Origin of the sequence: Bariatricus sp. HCP28S3_F11 (assembly GCF_052065395.1) — a bacterium.
Classification (GTDB): domain Bacteria; phylum Bacillota; class Clostridia; order Lachnospirales; family Lachnospiraceae; genus Allocoprococcus.
The window spans coordinates 26,595-39,351 of record NZ_JBQHUC010000001.1 but is presented as its reverse complement, the minus strand read 5'-3'; the positions used below and the strand labels follow the sequence as shown (position 1 = coordinate 39,351).

At 46.2% G+C, this 12,757-nt stretch carries 12 protein-coding genes and 2 tRNA genes; 2 read left to right on the top strand and 12 right to left on the bottom strand.

From position 1 onward, the window contains the following. Nucleotides 1–31: 31 nt before the first annotated feature. From ACTNBR_RS00185 to pap, 6 genes are all read right to left on the bottom strand, one after another. The gene (locus tag ACTNBR_RS00185; RefSeq protein WP_427819121.1) at nucleotides 32–802 is read right to left on the bottom strand and encodes a Nif3-like dinuclear metal center hexameric protein; all 771 of its coding nucleotides are present in this window, start codon (nucleotides 800–802) and stop codon (nucleotides 32–34) included. Between the two features lie 12 nt (nucleotides 803–814). Next, nucleotides 815–1,519, bottom strand: coding sequence for a tRNA (adenine(22)-N(1))-methyltransferase (locus ACTNBR_RS00180; RefSeq protein WP_427806446.1), 705 nt, complete (start codon nucleotides 1,517–1,519; stop codon nucleotides 815–817). Between the two features lie 8 nt (nucleotides 1,520–1,527). Continuing rightward, nucleotides 1,528–2,643: an RNA polymerase sigma factor RpoD gene (gene rpoD, locus ACTNBR_RS00175; RefSeq protein ID WP_427806447.1), complete on the bottom strand. Its 1,116-nt coding sequence runs from the start codon at nucleotides 2,641–2,643 to the stop codon at nucleotides 1,528–1,530. Between the two features lie 39 nt (nucleotides 2,644–2,682). After that, complete coding sequence (gene dnaG, locus ACTNBR_RS00170; RefSeq protein ID WP_441015896.1) at nucleotides 2,683–4,458, bottom strand: DNA primase; 1,776 nt, start codon at nucleotides 4,456–4,458, stop codon at nucleotides 2,683–2,685. Between the two features lie 99 nt (nucleotides 4,459–4,557). Beyond that, nucleotides 4,558–5,562 (bottom strand): deoxyguanosinetriphosphate triphosphohydrolase, encoded by a 1,005-nt coding sequence (locus ACTNBR_RS00165; RefSeq protein ID WP_427806490.1) that lies wholly within the window; start codon nucleotides 5,560–5,562, stop codon nucleotides 4,558–4,560. Between the two features lie 42 nt (nucleotides 5,563–5,604). After that, entirely contained in the window at nucleotides 5,605–7,095 is a 1,491-nt protein-coding gene (gene pap, locus ACTNBR_RS00160) for a polyphosphate:AMP phosphotransferase (RefSeq protein WP_427806449.1), read from the bottom strand. 283 nt (nucleotides 7,096–7,378) lie between these two features. On the opposite strand from pap, the gene ACTNBR_RS00155 reads away from it, so the two are divergent. Then, nucleotides 7,379–7,463, top strand: a tRNA-Leu gene (locus ACTNBR_RS00155). A gap of 153 nt (nucleotides 7,464–7,616) precedes the next feature. Then, nucleotides 7,617–7,701, top strand: a tRNA-Leu gene (locus tag ACTNBR_RS00150). A gap of 56 nt (nucleotides 7,702–7,757) precedes the next feature. Here the strand turns inward: ACTNBR_RS00150 and ACTNBR_RS00145 are convergent. The 6 genes from ACTNBR_RS00145 to rplT form a co-directional block, all read right to left on the bottom strand. Beyond that, nucleotides 7,758–7,964, bottom strand: a complete 207-nt coding sequence (locus ACTNBR_RS00145; protein WP_427806450.1) for a maltose acetyltransferase domain-containing protein — start codon at nucleotides 7,962–7,964, stop codon at nucleotides 7,758–7,760. Further along, nucleotides 7,961–8,716, bottom strand: a complete 756-nt coding sequence (gene lgt, locus ACTNBR_RS00140; protein ID WP_441015893.1) for a prolipoprotein diacylglyceryl transferase — start codon at nucleotides 8,714–8,716, stop codon at nucleotides 7,961–7,963. Before lgt ends, ACTNBR_RS00145 begins: the two co-directional genes overlap by 4 nt. A gap of 15 nt (nucleotides 8,717–8,731) precedes the next feature. Then, entirely contained in the window at nucleotides 8,732–9,352 is a 621-nt protein-coding gene (locus tag ACTNBR_RS00135) for a metallophosphoesterase family protein (protein ID WP_427806452.1), read from the bottom strand. A 7-nt stretch (nucleotides 9,353–9,359) separates the two neighbouring features. Beyond that, a complete protein-coding gene (locus ACTNBR_RS00130) occupies nucleotides 9,360–11,267 on the bottom strand; it encodes a BMP family ABC transporter substrate-binding protein (RefSeq protein WP_441015890.1) in 1,908 nt (635 codons plus the stop codon). Nucleotides 11,268–11,368: 101 nt separating this feature from the next. Then, a complete protein-coding gene (locus ACTNBR_RS00125) occupies nucleotides 11,369–11,995 on the bottom strand; it encodes an HD domain-containing protein (protein ID WP_441015887.1) in 627 nt (208 codons plus the stop codon). 375 nt (nucleotides 11,996–12,370) lie between these two features. Continuing rightward, nucleotides 12,371–12,727, bottom strand: a complete 357-nt coding sequence (rplT, locus tag ACTNBR_RS00120; RefSeq protein WP_427806455.1) for a 50S ribosomal protein L20 — start codon at nucleotides 12,725–12,727, stop codon at nucleotides 12,371–12,373. Nucleotides 12,728–12,757 lie beyond the last annotated feature (30 nt).

Sequence of the window (12,757 nt, the reverse complement as noted above, 5' to 3'; positions counted from 1 at the left end):
CTTATTGACATAAAAAACTGTTTCCCGATCGTTACATAACCCAGAACGGATGACGGACCGGAGCCGTCCTGATCTCGGCCTCCGGAAAATGCTCTTTCAGAAACTGTTCCATATCTGCTATAAAAATATACTCTGTTCCATAATGCCCGGCATCGATGATTGCCAGTCCCTGAGCCAGCGCATCGATTCCTTCATGATGATCGATATCACCGGTCACAAGCACATCCGCCCCTTTCGCCAGAGCAGGGCCGATCATGCTCTTTCCGGATCCCGGAGATACAGCCATCCTCTTCACCGTTTTCTTCGGATCTCCGAAGACTTTCACACTCGGCAGTGCCAGACGTTCTTTGACAAAACCACAGCACTCCTCCAGAGTCATCGCTTCCTTCAGGTCAGCTACTCTGCCGATCCCCTCGTCCGGGTAAGTCTCCTCCAGTATCTCAGGATCCTTCATCTCCATAAATTCTCCGGCAAGATCCGCCATTCCCATCACATCATAATTTGTATGCATAGCATAATATGCAATATCTTCTCGGATCAGTCGGATTACCCTGCGTCCGATAAAACTCTGATCATTGATTTTTTTTAACGCTTTAAAAATCATAGGATGATGAGTAACCAGCATATCTGCTCCCCATGAAGCCGCATCTTCAATCACCTCATCGGTCGCATCCAGCGCAATATAGATCTTCCCAACCTCTTTCTCATATCTTCCCGCCAGAAGTCCGACATTATCCCATTCCATCGCACATTCTTTCGGATAACGTTTTTCAATGGTATCAATTATCTCCCTGCAAATCACGCTATGTACCTCCTAATAATACGTATTCAGAATTCCCCTGATCCATTCGATTCTATAGGAAATCTCTTCCATACGTTTCTTCGCACGCACGGATTCCTGACTTTCGAGCGCAGATAAAATTCTGTTCTGGATTTCCATCTCCCGTTCAAGAAACTGTCCGAGAACCGGATGTGCCTGCTGCAAAAGCACCCGTCCAAATTCCAGTTCTTCTTCGGAATACGGTATTTCCCCGGCACCTGCCATGCATGGAACTGCCTTCATCATCGGATAATATTTTCCATCCTCATAGACCATGTCTTCGGCCACGATCCGGTATCCTTCTTCGGTCAGGTATTTTCTGACGCTGTCAATCTCCGACTGCGGCTGCAGAATCAGTTCTTTGAGCGATCCTGCCGTATCTCTTTCCTCGGAAAGAATCCGTATGACAAGACCGCCGCCCATACCGGCGGCGATCATACAGTCTGCTTCATTCATTTGTAAGTTTTTAAGCCCGTCCGACAGCCGCGTCTGGATCTTTCCTTCCAGTCCGTGCTCCCGGATATGCTCCTTTGCCCTTTCAAGAGGACCTTTATTAATATCCATGGCAATCGCCGACGGTATCACACCCGCCTCGGTCAGATAAATAGGAATATACCCATGATCGGTCCCCACATCTGCCAGCCGCATCCCGGGCGTTACCAGCTCCGCGACAGCCTTAAGTCTCTTTGATAATTCCATCTCGTCCTCTAATCCAGATAATCTCTTAATTTTCTGCTTCTGCTCGGATGGCGGAGTTTACGGAGCGCTTTAGCCTCGATCTGACGAATACGCTCACGGGTAACATCGAATTCCTTACCTACTTCCTCCAGCGTTCTCGCTCTTCCGTCATTCATACCAAAGCGGAGTCTGAGTACCTTCTGCTCTCTGTCGGTAAGTGTATCAAGAACCTCATCCAGCTGTTCCTTCAAAAGCGTCTGTGCTGCTGCTTCCGCCGGCACCGGAACATTGTCGTCCTGAATAAAATCACCAAGATGGCTGTCTTCCTCCTCGCCGATCGGAGTTTCCAGGGAAACCGGCTCCTGCGAGATCTTCAGAATCTCACGCACACGTTCAACCGGCATGTCCAATTCTTCCGCAATCTCTTCCGGCGTGGGTTCCCGTCCCAGCTCCTGCAATAATTGTCTGGACACTCGAATCAGTTTGTTGATGGTTTCTACCATATGAACCGGAATACGGATGGTTCTTGCCTGATCCGCAATTGCCCTCGTGATTGCCTGACGAATCCACCAGGTTGCATAAGTACTGAATTTAAAGCCTTTCTGATAATCAAATTTTTCAACTGCTTTGATCAGTCCGAGATTTCCCTCCTGAATCAGATCCAGGAACAGCATACCTCTTCCCACATATCGCTTTGCAATACTAACAACCAGTCTCAAGTTCGCCTCAGCCAGGCGCTTCTTTGCGTCCTCATCGCCTTCCGCCATTCTCTTTGCCAGTTCTATCTCTTCCTCCGCACTCAGAAGCGGAACCTTACCGATCTCTTTCAGATACATACGGACCGGATCTTCGATACTGATTCCGTCCGGTACAGAAAGATCGATTTTCTCCATATCCACTTCATCCTCGTCAGACAGGATGATCTCCAGATCATCATCTGTGTCGTCCACATCTCCGCTGATGCGAAGTACGTCGATTCCAGACGATTCCAGATACTCGAACACCTTTTCCATCTGATCCGGTTCCAGCTCCATATCATGGAACACTTCGTTGATCTCACCGATTTCAAGAATGTTCTTTTTCTTTTTGGCAAGCGCAACCAGACTCTTTAATTTTTCTTCAAATTTTGCCACGTTCTCTACCATGTCGTGTCCTTCCTCTCATTGCTTGTTTATATTTTATCCCTAATTGATGGAAATATGCAGTTTCTGCAAATCCTGCAAAGCCTTCTTTGCATTCATGAGCCGCTGAAGTCCCTGGATGTCCGTGGAATCCAGCTTCTTCGTTGCCTCCTCAATACTGTACGCCTTCACGCGGATGATCGTCTCCTTGATCGCCTTCTCCTGTTCCTGCTTTGTCGTCAGTTCCTTGATCCTGGTGTGGAAAAGGGACGCCGCTTCTCGGTGATCGGCTTCTTCTGTAAAATGGTTCATGATCTTTGCCGGATTCACATCGCCCTGTTCGTACTGTTCAAACAAAAGCTCCGCCACCTGCCGGTACAGATCCGTTGTAAAATCCTCCGGCGTGATATAGCGGCTGATCTGCGGGAACAGTTCTTCATGGTCGATCAGCCAGGTCAGCAGGATCTTCTGCGACTTCATATGCCCGTCCTCTTTTGGAACGGTCTTATCCTGCGTCTGCTTCGGCCTTACCGCCGGTATTGCCTGTCCACTCTGAATCGCCGTCTTTACGACCAGCTTCTTCAGTTCCTCATATCCGACACGATACGCTTTTGCAACTGCTTCAATATAATTATTTCTTTCGATCTCTTCTTCAAATTCTGCAAGTTTTCTGGATGCCATCCGCAGAAATTCTGTCTTGCCTTCGGGGGAAGTCATATCATAATCTTTCTCCATCATCTCCAGACTGAACATAAATCCGTTTCTGGCCTTTGCGATCCGCTCCTCAAATGCTTCCGCTCCGAGGTTCTTGATAAATTCATCCGGATCCTTATAAGGTTCCATACGGATCACTTTTGCGGTGATGCCGGCGTCCTTCAGAATCGGCACCGCCCTGAGTGCCGCCTTCGTTCCGGCTTCATCACTGTCGTACGTCAGGTACACTTCACTCACATACCGTTTGATCAAAGCGGCATGTCCGGGTGTCAGCGCCGTTCCCAGCGATGCCACAGCGTTCGTAAAACCTGCCTGATGTAAAGAAATCACATCCATATATCCCTCACAAATCAGAAAATATGGTTTTCTTGATGTCCGTGCCCGGTGCAGTCCGTAGAGATTCCTGCTCTTGTCAAATATCATCGTCTCCGGAGAGTTCAGATATTTGGGCTTTCCGTCTCCCATCACACGTCCGCCGAAACCAATGACACGGTTATTCACATCCATGATCGGAAACATGACACGATTCCAGAATTTGTCATAAATTCCGTTTCGCTCGTCTACATTTACCAGCCCGGCCTTGATGATCAGATCGTCATTGTAACCTTTCGATCTCAGATACTGATACAGATCATTGCTGTACTTGTTTGAATACCCGAGTCCGAACGCGGTGATCGTCTCCTCGCTAAGCTTGCGTCCCGTCAGGTAATCATGCGCGATCTTTCCTCCAGGCGCCTTCAGCTGCGCATAGTAATACTTTGCAGCCAGCTTGTTCATCTCCAGCAGGGTCGCCCTGAGATCCGCCCGCTCCTTCGCCTCTTTGGAATACTCCTCCTTTGGAAGCTCCACCCCCGCTCTCTGGGCGAGAAACTTCAGTGCCTCCGTAAAAGAGTAATTCTCATATTCCATAATAAATGTAAACACATTGCCGCCCGCACCGCAGCCAAAGCAATAATACATCTGCTTATCCCGGCTTACGGAAAACGACGGCGATTTCTCATTGTGGAACGGACACAACCCGAAATAGGAGCTTCCCTTCTTCTGAAGCTTCACATATCCCGATATTACGTCCACAATATCATTTTTCATTCTAACTTCTTCTATAATCTCATCCGAATAATACATGAAATCTTTACACCTTCCTGGTGTGAAAGCAAAACCAAAAGTTTCCAGTAGTAAAAAGCCCTCACATTTAATATATTCGACAAAACTTTTTGATTTCCTTTAATTTTTCCACGCTTCCGGAATAAAAATATCCTCAAATTTTTTTACGGCATAATTATCCGTCATGCCGGCAATATAATCACACACCACCTGCTCCGCCGAATCGCCTTTCTCCATCTGAATCCGGTATTGTTCCGGAAGAAGTTCCAGATGATCCTCATAATAAAAATACAAATTTTCGATCATATGGATCGCCTTCGTTTCCTCTCCCTTTGCACGGGGATTCTGGTAGACATGCTCAAACATAAACTTTCTCAGATCACGCATCGCCTCTTCGATTTCCTCCGACATCCGGATCTCCGGCTGATCCATGCTACTTATGATCACATCATGGATCATCGTGTTCAGCCGTGAACGCATCCCGGTTCCAAACACCTCTCGAAACCGGAGCGGTATATCCTCTTCAGTAAGGATTCCTCCACGTATCGCATCGTCAATATCATGGTTGATATAGGCGATCTTATCCGACAGCCTCACGATCTGCCCCTCAAGAGTTGCCGGTTTTCCCACACTCTTGTGATTGCGGATCCCATCGATGACTTCCCATGTGAGATTCAGCCCCTGTCCGTCCTTTTCCAGCACTTCCACCACGCGCACGCTCTGTTCGTTGTGTTTGAATCCGCCCGGACACACTCCGTTCAGAGCCCGCTCTCCGGCATGACCAAAGGGCGTATGCCCGAGATCATGCCCCAGACTGATCGCTTCTGCCAGATCTTCATTCAGCCGCAGCGCCTTCGCGATGGTCCGCGCATTTTGTGAAACCTCCAGAGTATGTGTCAGCCTTGTGCGATAATGATCCCCTTTGGGAAGCAGAAATACCTGTGTCTTCTGTTTCAGCCTGCGAAACGATTTACAGTGCAGGATCCGGTCTCTGTCTCTTTGAAAGACCGGCCGAATATCACACTGCGCCTCTTCTCTTTTTCTTCCTCTCGTATTGACGCTTAGTGTCGCATACGCACTTAAATATTCTTTTTCCCGCTGTTCCATCTGCTCTCTGATCGTCATATTCCTGCTCCCTTTCAGCGATCTGTTCATGCGAACTTCTCATTATTTTTCTTCTTTCAGACGTTCTTCAATGGCATGAACCACCGTCTCAAGCACTTTGATCCTTGCATAATACTTGCAGTTTCCTTCCACTACGACCCACGGTGCATGCGGTGTGGAAGTACGAATCAGCATCTCATTGACTGCTTCTTCGTACTGATCCCATTTTTCACGGTTTCTCCAGTCTTCATCGGTGATCTTCCACTGTTTTTCCGGATTTTCCTGGCGCGCCTTAAACCTTGCTGCCTGCTCATCTTTATCAATCTGCATCCAGAATTTCAGCACGATAGCGCCGGCATTCACCAGATCCTGCTCCATATCATTGATTTCCTTGTAGGCTCTCTGCCATTCTTTCGTCGTACAGAATCCTTCGATTCGTTCTACCATCACACGACCGTACCAGGTTCTGTCGAAGATCGCAATGTGGCCCGCTTTCGGCATAGCTCTCCAGAAACGCCACAGGTAATGATGTGCTTTCTCAATATCATTCGGGGATGCAGTCGGATTTACCACATATCCTCTCGGATCCATGTGTTCCGTCAGACGCTTGATCGCGCCGCCCTTGCCTCCGGCATCCCAGCCCTCGAAGCCGAGCACCACCGGAATTCTTCTGCGGTACAGTTCACCGTGGAGACGTTCCATCTTGCCCTGCAGTTCCTTAAGCTGCTCTTTGTACTGCTTCTTGCTGAGCTTTTTGGACAAATCCGCCTTCGCAAGCAGCGATTCCTGGAATTCTCTCTCTCCACCGCTTCTTCTCTCTTCCTGTGCTTCCTCCGGCATCTTCACCTTCTCCAGCGCCATCTGCATTGCATGGATCACTGTCGTGAAGATCTTCGCTGTTGCATACCGCTTATCCGTCGCTTCAATGATCGTCCACGGTGCATAATCCGTATCTGTTTTCCGAAGCATCTCTTCATTCATCTGCTCATATCGTGCAAATTCCTTATTTCTCTTCAGATCGCCCTCGCTGACTCTCCACTTCGTTTCCTTCGATTCCATCAGCTTTTTGAACCGCTTTTTCTGTTCTTTCTGATCGATCGCAAGAAACAATTTCACAATGACCATTCCGTCATCTGTAAGCTGCTTTTCAAAAGAACGAATCGATTCATAGTCTGCCGGCAGTTCTTCTTCCGACACTTTGCCGTCGAACCGGTCGATCTGTACTCTGCGGTACCAGCTCGTATCGTAGATCGCAATTCTTCCCCGCTCTGGTGTCTTCGTCCAGAAACGCCACATGAAAGGGTGCATCCGTTCCTCTTCCGTTTCTTTCTTAACCGCATGTACCTCAAATCCTCTCGGATCCAATCCCTGGATCAGACGTCCGATCTGCAGGCCTTTTCCCGAAGCTCCGTACCCTTCAAAGGCGATCATCACCGGAATTTTCTGTTCCTTGCATTCCCGCTGCAGATGCCCAAGCTCCAGCTCCAGCGTCTCCATCTTCTCCTTGTATTCTTCCTTGCTCATTTTCTTTGTTAAATCTACTTTTTCTAACATACGGCTACCTCCTGACATCCGTTTCGCCATTTTTTCTTCTTCTCATCTCAATTCGTCTGGCATTGATTGAAAAAACGCATAAATAAACCGCTCAATTATTTATTATTTTACTATATTTTCTCTCAATTAGAAAGAGTATTTGTTAAATATCGAATTTTGTTTCTATTTCCTTTTTAATTATTAATATTGCGAATATATTTTTTTAAGAAAATTATGTTGACTTTCCCCATATAATCATGTATTATAGCTGTTGTCAGCAAAACATAAACAAAATAGCTGGTATGCGGAAGTGTCGGAACTGGCAGACGAGCAAGACTAAGGATCTTGTGACTATTGCAGTCGTGTGGGTTCAAGTCCCATCTTCCGCATTATTTTTTAAGAAAAAGCCCTTGAATTTTCAAGGGTTTTTCTTTTGCTCCATTAAACACAGAAACAAACACTTTATAATCCATAGCAATTATCATAAAAAACTTTTTTCTTATTGACAAATCCATTTATTTAATATATAATAAAGCAGTCGCGCGGAAGTGTCGGAACTGGCAGACGAGCAAGACTAAGGATCTTGTGACTATTGCAGTCGTGTGGGTTCAAGTCCCATCTTCCGCATTTTTAATTAAGTGGGAAGCCTTGATTCGAGGCTTCCCATTTTTTGTTCTTTTTGATTACTGATAATAAGGAATTCCTACCGAAACATTTTCCCCTATGCTTCCAAAGAGTTGTTTCAAAACTTCTGTCTTTTCTCTTGTCTGGTTATATGCAAAAGAATTATACTGCGACAACAAATTTCTTGCATTATTTTTATACTCCAAAAAAATTGCATTGTGACAGTCATACCATTCACCAGCCATACATTTTTCTAATTCGTTCATAACAACTCTCTGTCTCTTCTTCTGTTCTGCCAGAGCAGAACCACTGCCCCCGCCACGATCACGATCGAGATCATCTGCGAGGTAGAAAGCATTCCTATATTTCCCCTGTCATCTGCCCGCAAAAATTCCATCAAGAATCTTCCGACACCGTAAAGCATCATATATAATGCTCCGCCGTCTCCGGTATGCTTGATCTTTTTATAATAAAGAAGAAGAATTGCCGTGATCAGGAAATCGCCCGCTGACGAAAAGAGCTGTGTCGGCAATACCTTGACACCTGCCGGTGCCATGCTGTTGGCCGGGAAAACTACTCCCAGGAAGGATTGTGTCTCTCTTCCGTAACAGCAGCCTGCCAGAAAACAACCGATCCGTCCGAATCCCTGAGCCAGTGAAATAGAAGGTGCACACAGATCAAAATATTCCAGAAAAACAATTCCTTTGATCCTGCAGTATATAATGGCTGCCAATACTCCTAAAATGATTCCGCCGTACACCACAAATCCTTCTGATCCCAGAACGCTGAGAGGATCTTTGATAAATGCAGGGAATTCCACGATCACATAGAGAAGCTTCGCTCCGAGAAAACCGGCAAGTACTCCGTAGAGTGCAATATCGATGACCGCTTCCGGATTCAGCTTGTATTTTTTAGCTCGGTACATGCCCATTGCAATGCAGCATAAAATGCCGATCGCTATCATCAATCCGTAACCGTGGATCGTGATTTTTCCAATTGTTAAAATGTCTGTCTTCATGTTCTATCCTCATTTCTATCTGATATGTTCTCCGGGATTTTCATCCTCAAAATCGAACACACACCGTTCAAACGCATTGATCACATGCGTATCCTGGTATTTGTCGTATCGTTTATGCTGTCTTCCGTAGGACATATGTACATGTCCGTGCAGGAAATACTTCGGGCGATATTTTTCCATCAAATTCAGGAACACCCGGAATCCCTGATGCGGAAGATCTCTCCCGTCATTCAGTTCATAAGCCGGTGCATGCGTCACAAGGATATCAAATCCCCTCCTTCTGAGCAGCTGAAACCAGAGTTTGTGTACGCGTTTTTTCATGCCGCGCTCTGTATACTGATGCTCTCCCGGTTTATAGCGCATAGAACCGCCCAGCCCCAGGATCCGGACCCCTTTGTACACATAAATCTGATCGTCGATGCAGATGCATCCTTCCGGCGGAATCTGCGCATATTTATCATCGTGATTTCCGCACACATAGAGTACCGGTGCTGATGTAAATGTTGCAAGGAACGAAAGATAATGAGGATCCAGGTCACCGCAGGAAATGATTAAATCAATTCCCTGCAGTTTACTTTTTTCAAAATGATCCCATAAATATGCAGATTCTTCGTCTGCAATCGCAAGTATCCTCATAATCTCTTTAGCCTTTCTTCTCTATTCCCTGCTGCTGGATCGTGGGCTTGGTTTCTTCAAGCATTTCATCTGCTTTCGGAATCGTTCCGATCACATTTTCCGCCAACCAGTCCATCGTCACAATTTCCTCCGGCGTCAGATCTCTGGAAGGATCTGACTGTACAATTCCAGTCTGAGAATAGAGCACTCCCGAGAACGGATTAAACTCTCCACTACTGATTGTTTTCTTCAGCAGCTCAACCAAACGTTTGGTGCCAATCGGCAGGCTGTCTGAGCAAATAACATCGATCGCGCCGGATGACATTCCCCACCAGTAATTGATTGCTTTCAGTTCCGTAGATTTATCATCGTATTTCCATGTTCCGTCCATAATCGTCCGAATCAGCTGTTCGTAGAATTTTCCCCAGTGCCACAGAGGCATGGCAAGACTTCTCGGATACCCGTCTTCCATCCGGTAAATACCAAAATATCTGGAGGACTCTTCCGGAATCACCATATCCATACCGGAAATAATGTTTGCCCCTGATTTCCGGATATTTTCAAGCGCATCACTATCTTTTTTCTTATACCATTCCAGATAGACCTGTGCTCTCGGATTGATCATTTTCGCTCCCAGCGCAAATGCATTGATATTGGCAATAGCACCAAAGATCGGGTAATCGGCCAGATATGCGATCTTGTTATTCTCAGCCATCGCGCCTGCAATCGCTCCCATCAGGAATTTCGCCTCATGCATACGGGCGTAGTAAGTCCGGATATAACGATGAGAAGTATTCAAAGAACAGTTCAGAATCCGGATATCCTGATTTGCGATCGCCGCTTTCACACTGGCCTGTGTAAAGGCCGGTGTCGTCGTAAATACGATATTACATCCATTTTGGATTGCCTCACCTATCACGTCTTCTACTGTCTCCGGCGTGACATTATCATAATACACGGTCGTAACTTCGTCCGGGAACGTCTGCTCCAGATGCAGTCTTCCAAGCTCATGGGCATATGTCCATGCGGAAGATGACGGCGTTTTTTCATATATAAAGGCAATCTTAAGCTTCGGCGAACTCAACGGGAGAAGACGGCTCAGAAGTGGTTTCTTCTCGCTTGTCGGATTCATCTTAAGCTCCACTTCTTTATCGACACCGATCAGCTCAAATTCTTCCCAGCTCTTGGTAATCATTTCTTTCAGCTCACTGCTGGTCTTTTCTTCCAGTGTCTGATAACCGTAAAGCTTAATGAAAGCCAGAAATGCATCCCCCGCCGTAACCGGGAGTTTCTCTCCGCCTCTTGCTTTAAATTCAGCAGTAAATCTTGAATAAGCCGAACTGAACGTCAGCTTTTCATCCTCACTCCACACCTCATCCGTGCCTTTTCCGACAGCCTCCTGCAGCTTTTTAAAACTACCTTCCTGACTGAACCAAATATAATTGATCTTAGACAAGTCATAGAAATCGAGAAACTCATAATATATTTTGTTTTCTTTTTCATCGGTACGTTTTGGTATAATCCTCGTTACCGTACCCGGAATAGACGTAACACCATAATATTTCATGACACTGACACGCTTATTTCCTTCTTCTACATAGAATTTATTCATAAATTCATACGCCTTGATCGGATCCCTCAAGCCTTCATTTTCATGAATAGTACTTAAGGTCGCCCATTTCTGCGCAAACTCTGTATTTTCCCTCAAAATCGGCATAAAATTTCCGGCAAATGCATTACTTCTTCCACCATGTCTCGTACCCACGATCCGATCCATCGGAATCTGAACCAATCCAAGCGGAACTTCTGAAAATGTTCCCTTTGTCGGGAGTATATCATCAAGGACAGGCAGTGTCGGTCTGACTCCCCGAAGCATTCTGGACTGATAATCACGTTTTCCGGCTTTATATGCTTTGATATATTCTTCTGATGACATAATAATATCCTCCTTTGAGAATTTACTGTTCCATATCATTACTTTCTATACAAGGATACCTTCTTCTCTATTGGAAATCAAGCCTTTCCATGTAAAATATTTTACTCCCCGATAATACGGCCTTTTTCCAGATTCGGCTCAATAAAATTCTTCCATGAGTATTCCCACAACTCTTCCGAACCTTCTGCCGTCCGTTCATTTCTCTTTAAAATCTGCGAAAGCTTCACCTGATGTTCTTCCCATGCTTTCCCGTCCGTCGCCGCATTCAGCATGATCGGCTGGACATTATCCATGGTTCTTGCGAATCTGGCTTCCGGTGTCTTCCTCTCTTCAAATTCCTCCCAAAGTTCTCGCAGACGCTTCCCCTGATCCTCCGGCAAAAGTCCGAAAATGCGTTCCGCAGCTTTTTCCTCTCTTTCACTCTGGGTTGCCTTCGCGGCTTCATCATAGGCATAGGTATCCCTGGCATCAATCTCCACGATATCATGGATCAGAAGCATGGTAACTGTTTTCAGCACATCGATCGGCTCATTGGAATATTCACTAAGGAGAATCGTCATCAGTGCCATGTGCCATGCATGCTCTGCATCATTTTCCTTTCTGGCAGCGCCTGTGAGATAGGTCTGGCGGCCGATGAACTTTTCTTTGTCAATTTCACGGATAAAATCGAATTGTTGATCCAGGCGGGATTGTTCCGGGTGGGATGGGGTGATTTTTTTGGTATTCATAAGGGGAACTCCTTTCTTTTGGGGGGTGGGACATTCGAAAGGCGCCCTGTCGGGCTGTTTCGAATGGAAGTTTGTGGGGTGTGTCGTTTTGTTTTTTGATAATACCCACGGATTGTTCCGCACTTCGTGCTCCCACATCTTCGCTCCGCTTCGGTCGGCGCTATACGGATGTCCACTGGACATCCAGTGCCCTCCAATCATTCGAAATCCGCCCTGTCGGGCTACTTTCTCATGATTGAGCGGGCATCAAGGACATGAGTTTTCATGCGAGCATGAAACTCATGTCTTTGATGCCCTGGTATTATCAAAAAACCCCGCAGATTTCTCCGCGGGGCTTCCCTCTTCTCTCTCAAGCGTTAAGCAAATCGTCTTATCTTATGCAAGTGCTTTCTTTGCTACGTCAGCGATTGCTGCAAATCCTGCTGCATCGTTAACTGCGAGCTCAGCAAGCATCTTTCTGTTCATGTCAACACCAGCTACTTTTAAGCCGTGCATTAACTTGCTGTATGATAAACCATTGATTCTTGCAGCAGCGTTGATACGTGCGATCCATAACTGACGCATCTGACGCTTTCTCTGCTTTCTTCCAGCGTAGGAAGATGTAAGAGCTCTCATAACAGACTGTTTTGCAACTCTGTACTGTTTAGAACGTGCTCCTCTGTATCCTTTCGCTAATTTTAAAGTTCTATTATGTTTCTTTTTAGCGTTCATGCCGCCTTTAATTCTTGCCATTTCTTACTCCTCCTTCTATCGTTAACCCTA

Coding starts and splice junctions, on each gene's coding strand:
- ACTNBR_RS00180 (WP_427806446.1), bottom strand. CDS start 1,519: ATGGAATTATCAAAGAGACTTAAGGCTGTCGCGGAGCTGGTAACGCCC.
- rpoD (WP_427806447.1), bottom strand. CDS start 2,643: ATGGTAGAGAACGTGGCAAAATTTGAAGAAAAATTAAAGAGTCTGGTT.
- dnaG (WP_441015896.1), bottom strand. CDS start 4,458: ATGTATTATTCGGATGAGATTATAGAAGAAGTTAGAATGAAAAATGAT.
- ACTNBR_RS00165 (WP_427806490.1), bottom strand. CDS start 5,562: ATGACGATCAGAGAGCAGATGGAACAGCGGGAAAAAGAATATTTAAGT.
- pap (WP_427806449.1), bottom strand. CDS start 7,095: ATGTTAGAAAAAGTAGATTTAACAAAGAAAATGAGCAAGGAAGAATAC.
- ACTNBR_RS00145 (WP_427806450.1), bottom strand. CDS start 7,964: ATGAACGAATTAGAAAAATGTATGGCTGGTGAATGGTATGACTGTCAC.
- lgt (WP_441015893.1), bottom strand. CDS start 8,716: ATGAAGACAGACATTTTAACAATTGGAAAAATCACGATCCACGGTTAC.
- ACTNBR_RS00135 (WP_427806452.1), bottom strand. CDS start 9,352: ATGAGGATACTTGCGATTGCAGACGAAGAATCTGCATATTTATGGGAT.
- ACTNBR_RS00130 (WP_441015890.1), bottom strand. CDS start 11,267: ATGTCATCAGAAGAATATATCAAAGCATATAAAGCCGGAAAACGTGAT.
- ACTNBR_RS00125 (WP_441015887.1), bottom strand. CDS start 11,995: ATGAATACCAAAAAAATCACCCCATCCCACCCGGAACAATCCCGCCTG.
- rplT (WP_427806455.1), bottom strand. CDS start 12,727: ATGGCAAGAATTAAAGGCGGCATGAACGCTAAAAAGAAACATAATAGA.